At 63.3% G+C, this 17293-nt stretch carries 16 protein-coding genes; 14 read left to right on the top strand and 2 right to left on the bottom strand.

The window, feature by feature from the left end:
• Positions 1–2: 2 nt before the first annotated feature.
• From O148_RS14420 to recN, 4 genes are read left to right on the top strand one after another with little or no spacing between them, the layout of a single operon-like run.
• The gene (locus O148_RS14420) at positions 3–221 is read left to right on the top strand and encodes a hypothetical protein (protein ID WP_035744531.1); all 219 of its coding nucleotides are present in this window, start codon (positions 3–5) and stop codon (positions 219–221) included.
• Positions 218–1033, top strand: coding sequence for a TlyA family RNA methyltransferase (locus O148_RS0102895; protein ID WP_026529725.1), 816 nt, complete (start codon positions 218–220; stop codon positions 1031–1033). The genes O148_RS14420 and O148_RS0102895 overlap by 4 nt, the downstream gene beginning before the upstream one ends.
• Positions 1034–1064: 31 nt before the next feature.
• Positions 1065–2069 carry an NAD kinase gene (locus O148_RS14415; RefSeq protein WP_035744529.1) on the top strand — a complete coding sequence of 335 codons (1005 nt, stop codon included), beginning with the start codon at positions 1065–1067 and terminating at the stop codon, positions 2067–2069.
• Positions 2066–3775 carry a DNA repair protein RecN gene (gene recN / locus O148_RS0102885; protein WP_026529724.1) on the top strand — a complete coding sequence of 570 codons (1710 nt, stop codon included), beginning with the start codon at positions 2066–2068 and terminating at the stop codon, positions 3773–3775. The genes O148_RS14415 and recN overlap by 4 nt, the downstream gene beginning before the upstream one ends.
• Before the next feature lie 96 nt (positions 3776–3871).
• Here the strand turns inward: recN and O148_RS0102880 are convergent, their stop codons facing one another.
• On the bottom strand, positions 3872–5440 hold the full coding sequence (locus O148_RS0102880; protein ID WP_026529723.1) for a molybdopterin-dependent oxidoreductase: 1569 nt from the start codon (positions 5438–5440) through the stop codon (positions 3872–3874).
• 71 nt (positions 5441–5511) lie between these two features.
• Here O148_RS0102880 and O148_RS14410 point away from each other — a divergent pair, with 71 nt between their 5' ends.
• The 10 genes from O148_RS14410 (at position 5512) to O148_RS0102830 (ending at position 16017) form a co-directional block, all read left to right on the top strand.
• On the top strand, positions 5512–7224 hold the full coding sequence (locus tag O148_RS14410) for a CTP synthase (protein ID WP_035744527.1): 1713 nt from the start codon (positions 5512–5514) through the stop codon (positions 7222–7224).
• Between the two features lie 2 nt (positions 7225–7226).
• Positions 7227–7883, top strand: coding sequence for an NUDIX domain-containing protein (locus O148_RS0102870; protein WP_026529722.1), 657 nt, complete (start codon positions 7227–7229; stop codon positions 7881–7883).
• 20 nt (positions 7884–7903) lie between these two features.
• Positions 7904–8866, top strand: a complete 963-nt coding sequence (gene xerD / locus O148_RS0102865) for a site-specific tyrosine recombinase XerD (RefSeq protein WP_051619746.1) — start codon at positions 7904–7906, stop codon at positions 8864–8866.
• A 156-nt stretch (positions 8867–9022) separates the two neighbouring features.
• On the top strand, positions 9023–9538 hold the full coding sequence (locus tag O148_RS0102860) for an RNA polymerase sigma factor (RefSeq protein WP_026529720.1): 516 nt from the start codon (positions 9023–9025) through the stop codon (positions 9536–9538).
• Positions 9531–10961, top strand: coding sequence for a hypothetical protein (locus O148_RS0102855; RefSeq protein WP_026529719.1), 1431 nt, complete (start codon positions 9531–9533; stop codon positions 10959–10961). Before O148_RS0102860 ends, O148_RS0102855 begins: the two co-directional genes overlap by 8 nt.
• A gap of 63 nt (positions 10962–11024) precedes the next feature.
• Positions 11025–12284: a hypothetical protein gene (locus tag O148_RS0102850; RefSeq protein WP_026529718.1), complete on the top strand. Its 1260-nt coding sequence runs from the start codon at positions 11025–11027 to the stop codon at positions 12282–12284.
• The gene (locus O148_RS0102845) at positions 12281–12841 is read left to right on the top strand and encodes an RNA polymerase sigma factor (RefSeq protein WP_026529717.1); all 561 of its coding nucleotides are present in this window, start codon (positions 12281–12283) and stop codon (positions 12839–12841) included. Before O148_RS0102850 ends, O148_RS0102845 begins: the two co-directional genes overlap by 4 nt.
• Positions 12838–14301, top strand: coding sequence for a hypothetical protein (locus O148_RS0102840; RefSeq protein WP_026529716.1), 1464 nt, complete (start codon positions 12838–12840; stop codon positions 14299–14301). Before O148_RS0102845 ends, O148_RS0102840 begins: the two co-directional genes overlap by 4 nt.
• On the top strand, positions 14298–14816 hold the full coding sequence (locus tag O148_RS14405; RefSeq protein WP_075204255.1) for an 8-oxo-dGTP diphosphatase: 519 nt from the start codon (positions 14298–14300) through the stop codon (positions 14814–14816). The genes O148_RS0102840 and O148_RS14405 overlap by 4 nt, the downstream gene beginning before the upstream one ends.
• Before the next feature lie 106 nt (positions 14817–14922).
• A complete protein-coding gene (locus O148_RS0102830) occupies positions 14923–16017 on the top strand; it encodes a hypothetical protein (protein ID WP_026529715.1) in 1095 nt (364 codons plus the stop codon).
• Between the two features lie 108 nt (positions 16018–16125).
• Here the strand turns inward: O148_RS0102830 and O148_RS0102825 are convergent, their stop codons facing one another.
• On the bottom strand, positions 16126–17274 hold the full coding sequence (locus O148_RS0102825; protein ID WP_026529714.1) for a bifunctional 2-methylcitrate synthase/citrate synthase: 1149 nt from the start codon (positions 17272–17274) through the stop codon (positions 16126–16128).
• Positions 17275–17293 lie beyond the last annotated feature (19 nt).

Genomic DNA, 17293 nt, shown 5'->3' with positions numbered 1-17293 from the left:
CCATGAGCGAACGCCACGCCAACCCGGAACAGGGCTCGCTCCTGCCCCAGGAGCCCGCGAACTACCCGCAAGAACTCGTGGCGACCGCGGATGCCGGAGTCGATACCGTTCTGGAGACCCTCGCGTCGGTACCCGAGGCGCCGGTTGCCGAGCACCCCGATCTGTATCAGCGTGTCCACGACGAGCTTGCCGCCGAACTCGATACCGACGCGGACGGATGAGCCGACTCGACCAGGAACTCGTGAACCGTGGGATCGCGCGTACCCGCTCGCACGCGGCGGCGCTGATCAAAGAGGGGCGAGTCAGCATCGATGGCGCCACCGCGCACAAGGCCGGAGCGAAAGTGAACAACAGCTCCCGCATCGAGGTATCCGGCGGCACCGATTACGTGAGCCGCGCCGCATACAAGCTCGTTGGCGCGCTCGAGGCATTTCCCGACTTCCCGGTTGCGGGTAAAACGTTTCTCGACGCCGGAGCATCCACCGGCGGCTTCACCCAAGTACTGCTTGAGCGCGGCGCGTCGAGTGTCATCGCCGCGGACGTCGGCCACGACCAACTCGCCCCGACACTGCGCCAGGATGACCGCGTGACAAACCTCGAAGGGGTGAACCTCCGGTACGCGACATTGGAAGACCTCGGCCTCACCGAGCCCGTGGACGGGATCGTCGCCGACCTCTCGTTCATCTCGCTCACCATGGTGATCCCCGCCTTGGCGCCCATGCTCGTAGTCGGCGGCCAGATGTTCCTCATGGTGAAACCACAATTCGAGGTGGGCCGGGAAGCGTTGCCGAGTACCGGCGTCGTCATTAACACCGGTGACCACAAGGACGCGGTGACGCGCGTGGTCGCCTCCGCGCTCGGCGAAAGCCTCGAGGTGCGCGCCATCGCGGCAAGTACGCTGGCCGGGCAGGACGGTAATCAGGAGTTTTTCCTGTGGATAACAAAGGCGATCGGGGCCAGTACCCCTAAGATCGAGATAGAGGACGCTGCGCGCCGGGCTGTCGCGGCCTCCGGAATTTTTGACACAGCGTAAAGACACAGCGCAGAGACGTGGAGAGGCGTGAATGCAGGAGCACAGTGAGTCACCGCGGCGCGTGCTTGTGCTCGCGCACACCGGACGCAATGACGCGCTGAAGGCGGCGCTTCAAACGTGCAAGGCGCTAGATGCGGCGGGAATTGTGCCCGTCATGCGAGACCGGGACCTCGATGACGTGGAAAACGCGTTTGGCGAGCTCCCCTTCCCGGTCGAAACGCTGCCGAGCCACGGCGACAGTGCGGGCAGTGACAGTGCTGGCAGTGACAGTGCTCGCAGCCACAAGTCAGGGCTCGGCAACATTGACCTCGGCATGGTGCTCGGCGGCGACGGCACGATCCTGCGCGCCGCCGAATATGTGCGCGGCCACGGTATTCCGCTGTTGGGCGTGAACCTGGGGCACGTCGGTTTCCTTGCCGAGAGCGAGCGCAGCGACCTCGCCGAGACGGTTGCGCGCGTGGTCGCCCGCGACTACACCGTCGAAGAGCGCATGAGTATTGACGTGAAAGTCTGGTTCGAGGACCAGCTCATTTACCACACCTGGGCGCTCAACGAGGCGGCCGTGGAAAAGGCCGACCGGGAGCGCATGCTCGAGGTCGCGGTGGAAGTGGATGCCCGCCCGATCAGCGCCTTTGGCTGCGACGGCATCGTGATGGCGACGCCCACCGGCTCCACCGCGTACTCCTTTTCCGCCGGCGGCCCCGTGGTGTGGCCCGAAGTCGAGGCTCTGTTGCTGACCCCGATCAGCGCGCACGCCCTCTTCACGAAACCGCTCGTGGTGGCGCCGACATCGGTGCTCGCGGTGGAACTCGTCAACCGCACCGACACGCCCGGCGTGCTCTGGTGCGATGGCCGCCGCCCCTTCGACATCCCCTCCGGCGCGCGCGTGGAAGTAACCCGCTCGCCGGAGCCGGTGCGGCTCGTGCGCCTGAACGACACCCCGTTCGCCGAACGCCTGGTCCGCAAATTCGAGCTACCCACGCAAGGATGGCGCGGCCCCACCAAGGCCGAGTTGGGCGCGCAGGAGGGCGCATGATCGACCAGTTGCGCATCGCCAACCTCGGCGTCATCGCGTCCGCCGAGGTGCCGCTCGGGCCCGGGCTCACGGTGTTCACCGGGGAGACCGGCGCGGGCAAGACCATGGTCGTGACCGCGCTCGGGTTGCTTTTGGGTGCGCGCAGCGACGCCTCCACCGTGCGCCGCGACGCCAAAAACGCGAGCGTCGAGGCGGTGGTGCGGGTGGCAGCGGATGCCCCGGCCGTGAACCTCACCGAAGACGCGGGCGGCGAAGTGGAAATGCACGACGGCGATGCCGACCTTATTCTCGCGCGTACCGTTTCCGGGGACGGCAGATCGCGGGCGTTTGCCGGGGGCCGATCCGCGCCGGTTTCTGTTCTCGGGGCGATTGGGTCCTCTCTGGTGACGGTGCACGGTCAAAACGATCAGTTGCGGTTGAAATCTGCGGCCGCGCAACGGCAGGCGCTGGATTCCTTTGCCGGCGCCGAATTGGCCGCGGTGTCCGCCCGCTACGCCGAGGTGTACGCGAGTTGGCAGGCGCACGAGGCAGAACACTCGGAACTGGTGACCTCGGCCCGGGAGCGGCTGCGCGAAGCGGAAATGTTGCAGGCGGCTCTCGAGGAAATCGATGCGATCGATCCGCAACCGGACGAAGACGACAACCTCAAGAGTGAATCGGTGCGCCTGGGCAGCATCGAGGAACTGCGGGTTGCCGGGCAACAGGCGCATGAGGCACTGACCGGCGGAGATTTTGCCGAATCCCATGCGGCGACGTCCCTGGTGGATGCGGCAAAGCGGGTCTTGGAATCGGTGGCAGACAAGGACGCCGCGCTGGGGGAGTTGGCAGCTCGCTTGCAAGAGATTGAAGTGTTGCTCTCCGATGTGGCCAACGAGGTTGCCAGTTATGGCGCGTCCTTGGACGAGGACGTACCGGCGCTGCTCGAACACGTGGAGACGCGGCGCGCGGAGTTGAACAAACTCATCCGAAAATATGCGCCCAGCATTAATGAGGTGATCGGCTGGGCCGAAACAAACCGGGCGCGGCTGGATGAACTCCACCAGGACGAGTCCACGATTGCCGAATTGGCGGCGACGCTCGAGCGCGAAAGAGCGGAACTGGAGGAGCTCGCCGGCCAACTGACGGCCCTGCGACGGGACGCCGCGGTCTCGGTGGCCGGGCGCGTCGACGCCGAACTGCAAGAGTTGGCCATGCCGGACGCCCAATTCTCGGTCGATGTGTCCGCAATGGATGAGCTTGGTCCGCACGGCCGCGACCGGGTGGAGTTTCTCTTGCAACCGCACCCTGGCACCGACCCGCGGCCGGTCGCTAAGAGCGCGTCCGGGGGAGAGCTGTCTCGCGTGATGCTCGCAATCGAGGTGGTCTTGGCCGAGGTGAACCCGGTTCCGACTTTCATTTTCGACGAGGTGGACGCCGGTGTGGGCGGTAAGGCGGCCGTCGAGATTGGTCGGCGTTTATCGATGCTCGCGAAGTCGGTGCAGGTCATTGTGGTGACGCACTTGGCGCAAGTCGCCGCCTTTGCCGACAACCATGTGCGAATCTTAAAGTCTTCGGGCACCGACGGCGGTTTCACCGAAAGCGATGTGCGCGCGCTGGAAGACTCCGAACGCGTCGTCGAGCTGGCGCGCATGCTCGCGGGCCAGGAAGATTCCGACTCGGCTCGCGCCCACGCCCAAGAGCTCCTCGACTCCGCCCGCCGCGCCTAGTACCCGGGCGCCGCACGGTTCGCCGAGTCGGCACGTTTTCCGCTAATGGCGGCGCCATTAGCGGAAAACGTGCCGACTCGGCGAGGGGGTGAGGGTTTAGGTGACGGAGATGACGGTACTTTGGATGCCGGTAGCGCCGTCGGGGACCACATCGGCGCGCTCCCCGGTCTGCACCTCGCTATCGCGATTGACCGAGCGCACCTTGATGGTGTGCGCGCCGGATTCGAGATTCGCCTTGAGCGCCCACTGCACCCAGGTCGCACCGCTGGTTGCGTCCCCGATGGTCGCGTCTTTCCAGTCGTCGCCATCGATCTTGACCTGGACTTGCTTGACTCCGACCGGTTGCGCCCACGCCACGCCGCCCAACCAGACTTCGCCCGCAGCAACCTGTTGGCCAGGCTTGGGCGTGTCCATTCGGGAGGACTGCTTGATCGGCGCTCTTTCTGAGTAGCCGCGCGTGGACCAGTACGCCTTGTCTTGGGCAAAGGTCGTGACCTTGAGCTCGGTTACCCACTTGGTGGCGGAGACATATCCGTAGAGCCCGGGCACCACCATGCGGGCCGGGAAGCCGTGCTCGGGCGGCAGCGGCCCCCCATTCATGCCGACAGCGATCAACGCATTGCGGTTCTTATCGGTCAGTATTTCGAGCGGCGTGCTAGCGGTGAAACCGTCGACGCTGCGCGAAAGGACCATATCGGCACCGTCCTGCACCCCTGCCTGCCCGAGCAACTCTCGGATGGGCCAACCCAGCCATTTGGCATTGCCCACCAAATCTCCTCCCACGTAATTGGAGACGCAGGTCAGCGTGACGTAGTCCTCCACCATGGGCTTCGCTAATAATTCTTGAAAGGTCATGGAGACCTCGCGATCAACCATCCCGGTCACCCGCAACTCCCAGGTTTCGGGATTGACCTCTGGCACGGTCAGCGCCGTGTCGATGCGGTAGAAGTCCTTATTCGGCACGACCCACGGGGTAATGCCCTCAACCTCCAGAGACTCCACCTCCGGCGGCGCCGCCTTGACCGGTTTCGGTAGCGTGATTGCCTGGCGGACGGCGTCAAAAGCGGCCCGGGAGGAACGCACGGCGACGGATACCGACCCTGCGACGATCGCACCGGCGGCGGCCACGAAACTGCCGACCAAAAAGGTGCGGCGAGCCGATCCTGCCAAGGAGGCATCGCCGTCGTTCTTGGTGGAATCACGAGGGGAGGCTGGCTGGAAGGCACGCAACCGCGCAACCAGGAATCGGAGAGCCAGGATGGCAACGAGCGCCACGACGAGCGGCATGGTGACCGCGATCGGCGTGGTGCCGGGGCGGAGGAGGCTCGCCCCGAGACCGAGGAGCCCGAACACGGCGATGATCGCGACGCCGACGGGAGGCCGTGAATACTGCAGGATGCCGGCCGCGGCGGCGAAAATCGCGATGATGATTCCCATGCCGACGATGAGCGCGAGTTTATCCGCGGTGCCGAAGGTCGCGATGGCGAAGTCTTTGACGCCCGGGGGCACATTGTCGATGACGACTCCGCCGATCGCGGTGACCGGAGAGATGGAGGGCGTCAACCATGCCGAGAGCAGTTCCCCAAGTCCCACACCGAGAGCCACACTGAGGACGCCGGTGAGGGCGGCAAGGATGCGCGGGGTCTTGGTGCGTGAAGTGCTCATGTGAATCATTCGGAGTGGGGCCATAAGTGGTTTGCATCATACGCCCACGAGGGTCGAAAAATCTGGGAATGATGATAGGCTGGAGTTCCGTGGTGCAACGATCAAATTCACGGTTCAGCGGGCGTTCAAAACGGGCTTCGACCCCAACTACCCGACACATCTTCGTCACCGGTGGGGTGGCCTCTTCTCTCGGTAAAGGACTGACGGCGTCCAGCTTGGGGCACCTGCTCCGCTCGCGCGGCCTGTCCGTCACCATGCAAAAACTCGATCCCTATCTCAACGTGGATCCGGGGACCATGAACCCCTTCCAACACGGCGAAGTTTTCGTCACCGAGGACGGGGCAGAAACCGACCTCGACATTGGACACTACGAGCGGTTCCTGGATGAAGCCCTCGACGGTTCGGCCAACGTCACAACCGGCCAGGTGTACCAGCGAGTCATCGCGAAGGAGCGCCGCGGCGAATATTTGGGCGACACGGTCCAGGTCATCCCGCACATCACCGACGAAATCAAAAACCGGATGCGCACCGCAGCCACCGGCAAGAAGAACGCCCCGGATGTGATCATTACCGAAATCGGCGGCACGGTCGGCGATATTGAGTCCCAACCGTTCCTCGAGGCCGCACGCCAGGTGCGCCAAGACATTGGCCGTGACAACGTCTTCTTCCTGCACGTCTCCTTGGTCCCCTACATTGGGCCGTCCGGGGAGCTCAAGACGAAACCGACGCAGCACTCCGTCGCTGCGCTGCGCTCGATCGGTATCCAGCCGGACGCGATTGTGATCCGTAGCGACCGCGAGGTACCGGAAGCGATGCGGGAAAAGATCGGCCGGATGTGCGATGTCGACACCGACGCCGTGATCAACGCCGCCGACGCCCCGAGCATTTACGACATCCCGCGCACGCTGCACTCCCAGGGCCTGGACGCCTACATTGTGCAGGCGTTGGACTTGAAGTTTAAGGACGTGAACTGGACCAAGTGGAATAAGCTCCTGGACGCAGTACACAACCCCAAGGCCGAGGTCGAGGTGGCGCTGGTCGGCAAATACATTGACCTGCCGGATGCGTACCTGTCGGTGACCGAGGCTCTGCGCGCCGGAGGTTTCGCCTCCAAGACCAAGGTCAAGATTCGTTGGGTGCCCTCCGATGAGTGCGCCACACCCGCTGGAGCAAAGAAGGCGCTCGCCGGCGTGGACGCGATCTGCGTGCCCGGCGGCTTCGGCATCCGCGGCCTTGAAGGTAAACTCGGCGCGCTGAACTACGCCCGCAAGAACAAACTTCCTGCCCTCGGACTGTGTCTTGGGATGCAATGCATGGTCATCGAGTACGCGCGCAACGAGGCCGAAATGCCGGACGCGTCCTCCTCCGAGTTCGATCCGGAAACCCCGTTCCCGGTCATCGCGACCATGGCCGAGCAAATGGACATCGTTGCCGGAGACGGGGACATGGGCGGAACCATGCGCCTGGGCTCCTACCCGGCTGTGCTTCAAGACGGCACAGTGACGGCGAAGACCTACGGGGCGATCGAGGTCTCCGAGCGCCACCGTCACCGTTACGAGGTCAACAACCAGTACCGCGACCAACTGGCCGACGCCGGACTGGTTTTCGCGGGACTGAGCCCGGACGGAAACCTCGTGGAAAACGTGGAGCTCCCCGCCGAGGTGCACCCCTACTATGTGGGCACGCAGGCGCACCCGGAACTGAGCTCGCGCCCCACCCGGCCGAACCCGCTGTTTGTTGGGCTCATCGACGCGGCGCTGGAGCACCAAAAGGCCTCGAAGTAGCCATGGCTGCCCACCCGGAGCGGCCGGAAGGCATCGAAGACGCCGCCTCGACGCGCGAGGTCGTATCCAGCGCCGTGGATTACCGCGGCCGCATATGGAACGTCATCACCGATTCCTTCCGGCTGGACCCGGAGAGCGAACCCATCACCCGCGACTACATCAGCCACCCCGGTGCGGTCGCCGTCCTGGCGCTCAACGACGCCGACGAAGTGCTCCTGCTACGCCAATACCGGCACCCGGTGAAGATGAACCTGTGGGAAATTCCCGCCGGGCTCTTGGATGTCGAGGGTGAAAACATGTTGGAAGCGGCACAGCGCGAACTCCACGAGGAAGCGGACCTAAGAGCGGACACGTGGGACGTGCTGGTTGACGGGTACTGGAGCCCCGGCTCCACGAGCGAAGCCGTGCGGGTGTACTTGGCACGCGGTCTGTCTGAGGTCCCCGAGGCGGAGCGCTTCGCCCGGGAAGACGAGGAATCGGAAATGCTCCAGGCGTGGTTGCCGCTGGATGAGGTGGTTGCAGGGGTGTTGGGCGGAAAATTCCACAACCCGGCGCTGATCATCGGGGCCATGGCGGCCAAGCTCGCCGCCGAGTCGCGTTTTGAAAATTTGCGGGAATCCCGGGCGCCCTGGCCCGAACATCCCACCGGCACACCCTAAAATTCACTATCCTAAATGCCATGTCCGCCACTCTCATTCCTGCGCTTGAATCCACCACCTCGGTGGGCGCGCAAGCGCGAAATTACCTGCAACACCTAGCGATCGAGCGCGGGCTTTCGGCGAACACCCTTTCCTCCTACGGCAGAGACTTACAGCGCTACGTCGCCTTTATTGATTCTTTGAAGATCGACGACGTTTCCGCCGTCTCTCGCGAACACGTCAGCCAGTGGGCTGCTTCACTGATGGATCCGGCGCTCGGTAAGCCCATGAGTGTCCGTTCCGCCGCCAGGATGATCGTCTCCGTGCGCGGCTTCCACAAGTTCTTGGCGCTCGAGGGGATCACCGCACATGACCCGGCCGTGGACGTGCACCCGCCAATCCCCGGGCAACGGCTGCCCAAGGCTTTGAGCGTGCCGGATGTGCTCGCGCTCTTGGAATCGGGAAGCGCCTCCAGCACAACCGGGTTGCGCGACCGGGCGCTCCTCGAATTTCTTTACGCCACCGGGGCGCGCATCACCGAGGCCGTGAGTCTCGACGTCGATGATCTGCACCTGCGCGATGTTGGTGACGGGCCCGCCGTCGTACGTCTTCGCGGTAAAGGTGAGAAGGAACGCGTGGTGCCGGTAGGCTCCTTTGCCCGGCAAGCGCTCGAGGACTATTTGGTGCGGGCGCGGCCCGCGTATATTGCCAAGGGCAAGGGGACGCCCGCGCTGTTTGTGAACGCGCGCGGGTCCCGGCTCTCGCGGCAAAGCGCGTGGACCATTTTAAAGACGGCGGCCGAGCGGGCCGGAATTGCCGTTTCGGTGTCACCGCACACGCTGCGGCACTCCTTTGCGACGCATCTGCTCGAAGGCGGGGCGGACGTGCGGGTCGTGCAGGAGTTGCTCGGGCACGCCTCGGTGACAACGACCCAGGTTTACACGCGGGTCACCGCCGATACGCTGCGCGAAATCTACGCGGCCGCGCATCCGCGCGCGCTCTAGATTTACCGGGCCGCCCGGGCGCGGCGCGGGGCAGGGGCGCGGGGCAGGGGTGAAAAACCTTTACAGCACCGTAACCTTGGTCCGTTGTGTGGAAATGTAGTCTGCAGAAGGATCATCATTCATTTCGCACCTGAAGAACATTCGCACACACAGAGGTTGGAATTGGGACAGGCCGAGGACGCTTTTGTCGACGTCGTGAGACGTCAACAGGGTCGTGTTTTTGGGTTTGTGTTGCGGCGGGTGTCTTCGCGTGAGGTGGCGGAGGAGTTGACGAATGATGTGTTTCGGGTGGCGTGGTCTAAGGGTGTGGCGGCGTCGGAGATGTCGTTGGCGTGGTTGTTGGCGATTGCGCGGAATGTGGTGGGGAATGAGTATCGGTCTGCGGGGCGTCGGGAGGCGTTGATGGATCGGGTGCGCTCGGCGTGGGTGGTGGATTCGCGGGTGGATTCTGCTGATGTGCGTGCGGGTGTGGCTGAGGTGTTGGGGGCCTTGCGTGAGGGGGAGCGTGAGGTGTTGTTGTTGGCGTATTGGGAGGATTTGTCGGTTTCGGAGATTGCTGAGGTGTTGGGTGTGAAGGTGGGGGCGGCGAAGGTGCGGTTGCATCGGGCTCGTCAGGCTTTTGCGCGGTTGGCGCCGGATGGTGTGTTGGGAGGGGGTGTGTTGGGTGAGTGATCGTGATGTGATTCGGGATGCGGTGAAGAGTGTTGATCCGTTGGTGGCTCTTTCGCGTGCGGGCGCGGTGCCGGAGTTCCACGCCGATCTCAGCTTCCTCAACAACACACCCGCCGAAGGGACGAGCGATACAGAGGGTGCCGAAGAGTTTCACGACCGCGGGACGCGCCTCGGGCAACCCGACAACTCCGTCACCGACCTCGGAGCTCTTCGACGCAAGCGGATCTGGCAAGGAATCGCAGCGGTGGCGGCGGCCGCTATTGTGGCGCTTGCAGTGTATTTCGGTTTCCGCTTTCTCAACCAGCAACCGCTGCCTGCCACACCGCCGACCAACACCTTACCGTCGGGAGAATCGACCGCCGCGACAACGCCATCTAGCGAACCCACCGCAAATCCCTCGCTTGCAGCCCCGGACGCGGAAAATATGACGCCTGAAGACAGTCTTGTGCAACCCGCGGCAAATGCATCCGAGTGTGACCTGAGCGGCGTTACCACGGCATTCGTCGAAGAAAAGGTGTCTGGCGCGAACAACATTCTCGGCGCTAACCCCTGGATGGGAACAGTGATCGGCTGTAGCCAGGAGTGGGCGCTGGTTTACCCCACGCAGGCGTATTTTTATGCGATGGGACGGCCGCAAGGGCTCAACGGACAGCTGCTTGCTTTCCAGAAAGTTGACGGAGCGTGGATCACTACCCCGGACATGGTGATGGTCCGCTTCAATCCGAGCCAGGCCGCTTTTGAGCTCGGGTACGTCGGCTACATGGATCAAGAGTTTGCGCGCATGGGGATACCGGCCAATCTTCGTGAACAATTCGTCGGCAACGAACAGGGTCCGGCCACCTTTATCGGCGATGGAGCGGCCGCGGGTACCGGCAACTACGTCACGACCCCGGACGGAGCTTTCCGGGTACCCATTCCGCCCGGCTGGTCGCTGCAACAGCAAGACGGTGCCCCATCCGGTGCGGTGGTCAACGCGGAAGGTGGAACGCGGATCGTCTTGGGGACAAACGCGCAACTAGGGGGTGCCTGCGCGCCGGACGGCCCGTCGGGAACTTTTGAGACCCTGTACTCCGCACCCATCACCATCAACGGTGCCTTTGATTCGCCCGCCCCCGCCAATGCCCGGATCGTGGTGCGCGCCTTCACCGACGGTCCTTACCGGGTGTCGATAGGAATCGACAGGCTGGAGACCGACCGGGACTCCGGACAATCCTGCATGTTCTACGTGGCCGGAACGAACCCGGCTACAGGAGGCACGTTCATCGCATCCAATGCTTTCCAAGTCATGTCTACCTCCCCGGACACGATGCAATTGCCCATCAACGTCTTCCAATTCGAGGACCGTGCCAGCGTGGAAAAATACTTGAGATCCCCCGAATTCGACAGTCTGCTGACCATGCTGACCTTAATGCAAGTCCAATAGACTTCTTAGGGTCCGTTGAGCCGTGACCCGCACGCCCAGAACCACCTCAAGGAAAGACACCGAGTGAGCAATACCGACGCACCGCAACCGCAACGCGAAACTCCGTTGGCGCCCGGAGAGCGCCGGGGGAGCCCGTGGCTCTCGGTGCTCGCGCTACTCATCTGCGGCAGCATTACCGGCGGCATCATTTTTGCCGTGAACTACTTTCGCGGCGACCCCGATGCGGAGGCAAGCACAGCGACGAGTCGACCGACCAGCACCGCCCCAAGCGCAACCCCAACTCCTACGGAGCTTCTGCGGACCATCGAATACACCAGGAACGCGGTACCCGAGGCCCGCAACGCGATGGATTGCGATATGAGCGGTGCCACCCAAACCATAGGCGGGGAACCGAACAGCACGATCGGAACCTACCCCTGGTTAGTTACGGTGGTCGGCTGCACCGAGAACTACGCGATGCTCTACCCGAGCCCCACCTATTACGAGGTCCTTGACGACGAGCCCTGGGAATCTCCGCGTCTGCTCTACGCCGCCAAAACAAGCTCCGGATGGAACATTCCCGAGCAGGAGGGCATCATCCCGCAAGTGCAGCCCGTTGCCGAGGACGGCACGAATTACCCCGACGCCATGGACGCACAATTGGCAGCAGCCGGTCTGCCGGTAGAGTTGCGCCCCGAGCTATTGGGGGAAGAACCGATTCCCGGCACCGGGCTCAGCGAAGGCAAGCCCTCCGACAACCTGACGAAGACCGTTCAGAGTCTTGATGGGACGCTGACTGTGGACGTCCCCGATGGGTGGTCCGTCATCACCTGGAACGGATCACCGGGCGGTGCCGTGGTGGACCAGCGCAGCAATTTCCGCTTCGCCCTGAGCAGCGTGCAAGACACCGCGGATCCCGCGACCTGCCCGTCGGAGCAGAGGCCCTTCCTTTCCCTCGTTGACGCCCCGGGTGTTGGAGCAACGCCGACCTCACCGGACCTCTTCGCATCCTTGCGTGTGTACACCTCGGAACCGTTTTACGCCGGATACGGTGTAGTGCAACCGGGCAGCCCACTCAAAGGGACCACGTGCGACATTCCCTTCACCGCAACCGTTGACGGGCAGCCCGTTCAGGTAGGAACCACACCGAGCGTTTCCAGTGCGGACCCGGCGCCCAACACCATCGCATTTGATGACCTCGAATCTGCCAAGGAATTCGTGCGCAGTCCCGAGTTCGCCACAGACCTCGCAGTATTGCGGACGGTACGGGCAACCGGGGCCACGCCCACCACCACTCCAAGCGACAGCGCAGCCCCGACCGCAGAAAGTGAGCAAGGCCAATGACGCATCCCGGTCTCACTTCGGAGAGCACCGAAGCCTTCAGCAGGGCCGCCCGCACCTATCAACAACGAGTTTTTGATTTCATTGCGCGGCGCGTTCAGAACATGAATCAGGCAGCGGAGCTTGCCAACACGGCGATCCAGAACGCCTGGCAGGACTATCGCGCGGGAGCGGAATCGTCGCGCGCCCGGCAAACCGCGCAACCGGGCGACGCCCTATCCCTGGTCGCGTTTCTTGCCCCCGCGTACCGCCTTACCTGCGGGCAACACGGGCAACACGGGCAACGGGCCGCCAGCCCCGCGCAACTGAAAACGCAGCTGGAAACCCAGCCTGGCCGCAACGGTACCGCTTCGACACCACCGGCGGCGCTCGCGCTGGCGCGCCTGAACCCAGAGGAACGCGAACTGCTACAAATGTCCATGTGGGACGACCTCACGACGGTCGAGATCGCGCAGCTCACCGGAGAACAACCGGATGCCATTGCAGCTCAACTCGCCGCAGCGCGCACCGCTTTTGAACGAGAACTCGGCTCCCTCAGCGAAGGGGGTGAGCAGGCATGAGCGCCCAAATAGACCCGATTCGGGATGCGATCAAGAGCGTGGATCCGCTCAAACAGCAGACACCGGAGAACCTCGCCTTTAGCGCAAACCTGGACTTCCTCAGCCAGGAGGCCTCCGCGCAGCGCCCAGAACCTGAACGCCCAGAACCTGAACGCCCAGAATCTGAACGCCTAGAACCAGCCACCGCGGAGCGCCAAGATCCGGAAGGCCCACAAGACCCCGACAGCGTCCGCCCGTTCCCGCAACGCCGACGCGTCTGGCAGGCCGTGGGCGCCATTGTGGCAGCGGCCGCGATTGTGGCCGCCATCGTGATCGGCATGAACCTTGGCAATCGAGAGCCGCTCCCGGGCGAAAGTAGCAGCCCGCCGGCAACAACGGGCGGGGCAACGCAAGAACCGACAGACGGAACGGCCCAGAACACAGAAACCCAGGGCACAGAAACCCCGGGCACAGAAACCCCGGGCACAGCGAACTCAAGCATTCTCAAAATGACTCCCACACCTGGTGTGACTCCGGCCGCCAACGCCGCCGAATGCGACCTCTCCGGCGCAAACCTTGCGCCACCGAATGTCGATCTCAATCCGGGAATCACCGAGCTCATCAACTCCAGCCCGTGGCTGTACACGGTTGTCGGGTGCACGCCAGAATACGCGATCGCGGTCTCGTCCAACGCGCTCATTGCGGCTCTGCAAGCAGATGGGGGCAACGCCTTTTACCAGATGTTCCAGCGCGTCGACGGACAGTGGACGCAGCTAGACCCCGCGCGAAACATACTCATATATCTTGAGGGCCAAGATGGCGACTTTGCCACCGTCATGGATGAGCGCTTTGCCCAAGCGGGTTACCCCGAGGGGTTGCGCGCCGAGCTATTGCCGAGCGACCCGGGCCGCGCGGCATTCCCGCAGTTCAACCCCGAGAAGTCGACCAGCCTTGACGGCCGATTCCAGGGCACGTTCCCCACCGGTTGGCGCTACGAGCAGACACCGGATGCTTCGGCCGAAAACATTGTGAACGCGGAGGGCGAATTCCGCGCGGCCGTTGGCGATGCGATCACCCCAACCCCGTGCGATCCCGCCGACGCGCGTCCGTTCACCACGGTGTATGCCGCGCCCACGTGGGTCGGGCCGAACCCGATTTACGGTGAAAACAATGCGCAAGTAGTGGTCTGGGCCTACACCGAAGCGCCGTTCTACGCGGGAATCGGGCTTGTTTCCCTGGACACTCAGGTGCCCAATCAAGGCACGGCCTGCTCCATCGACATGGGCATGCAGCTCAACGGGGTCTCCTACTTTTCCGGCACGAGCCCGTTCCTCCCGGCCAACGGCGACCTCGCCGGCGCGCCGGGCCGCGTGCTCGAGTTCGACTCGATGGACAGCATCCACGAGTTCATCAATGGCGACGAGTTTCTTTCCTGGCTCATGGCAATCCGTAGCCAGGAGCCCAGCGGCCCCGCCCAATGAGCGCGTTGGCGCCGCGGAAGATCGCGCTGCTTTTCCTCATCGATCACTCCCTGAACAACGACGGCGATGCCTCCACACCTGCCGTGCCTCGCGTTTTGCTGGGGCTCAAGAAAACGAGCTTCGGGGCGGGCAAGTTTGTGGGGGTCGGCGGCCATATCGAGGCGGGGGAGACCCCGAGCGCGGCGGCGGTACGTGAAATGAGCGAGGAGGCCGGCGTGCTGGTCCGCGAGGGTGATTTGCGTCCCGCAGGGATCATCCGTTTCCGTTTTCCCAATCTTGCGGAATGGAATATGGATACCTGGCTTTTCACCGCAGAGACGTGGCACGGCACGCCGGAAGAGTCGGAGGAACTGGTACCCGAGTGGTTTGCCCTCGATCGCCTTCCCCTCGATCGCATGTGGCAGGACGCAGAGCACTGGGTTCCGCGCATTGCCACAGGCGACACGGTAGACCTGACCATCACCATGGCTCGGGACAATGAGGGGATTGACCACGTTTTTGACGCGGGTGCGTAACCAGTGCGGCGCAGCGGGAAATGTACCTAGTGAGCCGGGCCACAACGGCACCGGTGAGCAATTGCTCTAGTACAGATACCGGAGAAGATCTCAAGGAGTGATCAACGTGTCACGCACCAAGAGCAGCACACTTACTACCGTCTCCCGACTGTCCGCGGCCACGGTCGCGCTGGCAGCCCTCGCCGTCAGCGCGCCCGCAGCGGTGAATGCGGTCAATCAGTCCGCACAGCCTCAGCCCACAGCGCAACAGCAGGGGACAGCGCAATCCGGGTCAGCGGGCGCGGACCCGGCGGTTGACTGCCGCATCACCAGCGCACGCTATACAGATAACGGAAGTCCGGTGCGCGTTCCCGGAGACGAACGGGCGGATCTCATGCAGGAGTTCGGATGCGTCACGGACCAAAACAGCACCCAGTGGGTCGCAGTGCGGGCAAGCCTTGCCGCTATCTTGTCCTCGGGGACCGAAGGCGCGGTTGGCGACAACTTCTACATTGGACAGCGCTTCTCCGACGGGAGCGCGAGTTTTGACCTCAAAAATCTTGTCCCGACCTGGGATCAACTCGCCAAGACGAACCCCGGAATCAGCAATGACGAGTTGAACGCCGTGATGGATGAGCATTTCACCAAGGCCGGTCTCGACGTTTCGCTTCGACCAGCCCTGATCGGTGAAGCCGCAACATACGCGCCAGGCTATGAAGAACCCACCCAAGAAGTGACCTCGGTCAAGGGAATCGCCTTTGACATGAGTGCCCGCTGGGGAGCAGAACCTGGCACCAATGAGGGCGATGTCACGCTGGTGACGCCTAAGGGCGACACAGTACTCAATGTTGGTCGCGTCGGTCCGATCGGTGTCGGACCGTGCCCGGCTGGAGAAGAGCCGGTCACTCTCCTCGACATACCCGCTGCCCAAGGCAAAGACCGGATTCAATTGAACCTGTTCAAGAGCGCCGAGGGTTATGTGGGAAGTTTGGGTCGCCTGGAGGCTCGCCTGTCCGCCAACGGCACTCCGACGTGCGGCATCATTAACGCGTTCAACATCGATGAAGCCGGTTACAGCAACTGGGCCTCGACCGGCAACGTGGTCACCGCGCCCGGCGGTGAAGGTATGCCGTTCGAGTCCCGGGCGGCGGCTTCCGACTGGCTCTCCAGCTACCAGGGAGAACAGGTGTTGAAGGTCTTGCTGAGTATGCGTGCTGCATAGCCAGCACAACCCAGCGGCCAAAGAGCCGTTGAGTTTAAAAAGACTGTGGGCCGACCCCGAACTTCGGGGCCGGCCCACGGTCTTGTCCTAGAAGCTGGGAATTCTCACTTAGGGAACGTCGCGCTGTTCGGGGCCCACGTATTCGCTCAGCGGACGGATGAGCGCGTTGTTCTCGTTTTGCTCCATGATGTGTGCGGCCCATCCCGAAATGCGGGCGGCTACAAAGAGCGGCGTGAAGGTCAGGGTGTCAAAGCCAATCAGGTGATAGGTCGGTCCCGCGGGGTAGTCCAGGTTTGGCTTAATGTTTTTCGCCTCGCCCATTCCGGACTCCAGTGCGTCGTAAAGGGCGAGCATGTCCGGCCGGTCGTAGTACTCGACCATGGCATCCAGCGCGCCCTTCATGGTGGGAACGCGGGAGTCGCCGTTTTTGTAGACGCGGTGCCCAAAGCCCATGATCTTCCGCTTCTCGGCGAGAGCCTTGTCCAACCATTTTTCTGCCTCGGCAGCCAAGGCGCCCGGATCCGCGGAGTCTCCCGCCGCCGTCGTAATTTCCTCAAAGGTATGCATGACCGCTTCGTTGGCCCCGCCGTGAAGCGGGCCCTTGAGTGCGCCAATGGCGCCGGTAATGGCCGAGTGCAGGTCGGCGAGCGTCGAGGTGATGACGCGGCCGGTGAAGGTGGAGGCGTTGAAGGAGTGCTCGGCGTAGAGGATCATCGAGACGTTGAACGCGTCGACGACCTCTTTGGCTGGTTCCTCGCCGAAGGTCATCCACAGGAAGTTGCTGGAGTAGTCCAAGTCTTCGCGCGGTTCGATCAGGTCTTGGCCGCGGCGTCGGCGCTGGTCATACGCGATCACCGCGGGGGTTACGGCAAGCAGGGACAGCGCCTTGTCCAGGTTCGCTTCGCGGCTGCTGTCCTCGGCCTTGGGGTGGTTCGCGCCCAGCACGCTGACGGCGGTGCGCACCACGTCCATGGGATGGGACGTGGTGGGAAGCGAGTCAATGACGGACTTTAGATTGTCCGGCAGGGCGCGCTGGCTGCGCTCGTTGCGGGTGAATTCGGCGAGCTGGTCCTCGGTGGGAAGGTCGCCGTGCCAAAGCAGGTAGGCGACCTGTTCAAAGCTGCACTTGGCGGCCAAGTCTTGCACCGGGTAGCCGTAGTAGAGCAACGAGTTCGTCTCGGAATTGACCTTGGAAATGGCGGTCGTATCCACGACCACGCCTGCGAGTCCCTTGCGGATGTCTGTGCTGTCAGTCATTAAGCTTCCTTGCTGTGTG

Origin of the sequence: Haematomicrobium sanguinis DSM 21259, from assembly GCF_000688395.1 — a bacterium.
Lineage (GTDB): Bacteria > Actinomycetota > Actinomycetes > Actinomycetales > Micrococcaceae > Haematomicrobium > Haematomicrobium sanguinis.
Note: the sequence above shows the minus strand (reverse complement) of the source record. Positions and strands in the feature narration are given on the sequence as shown.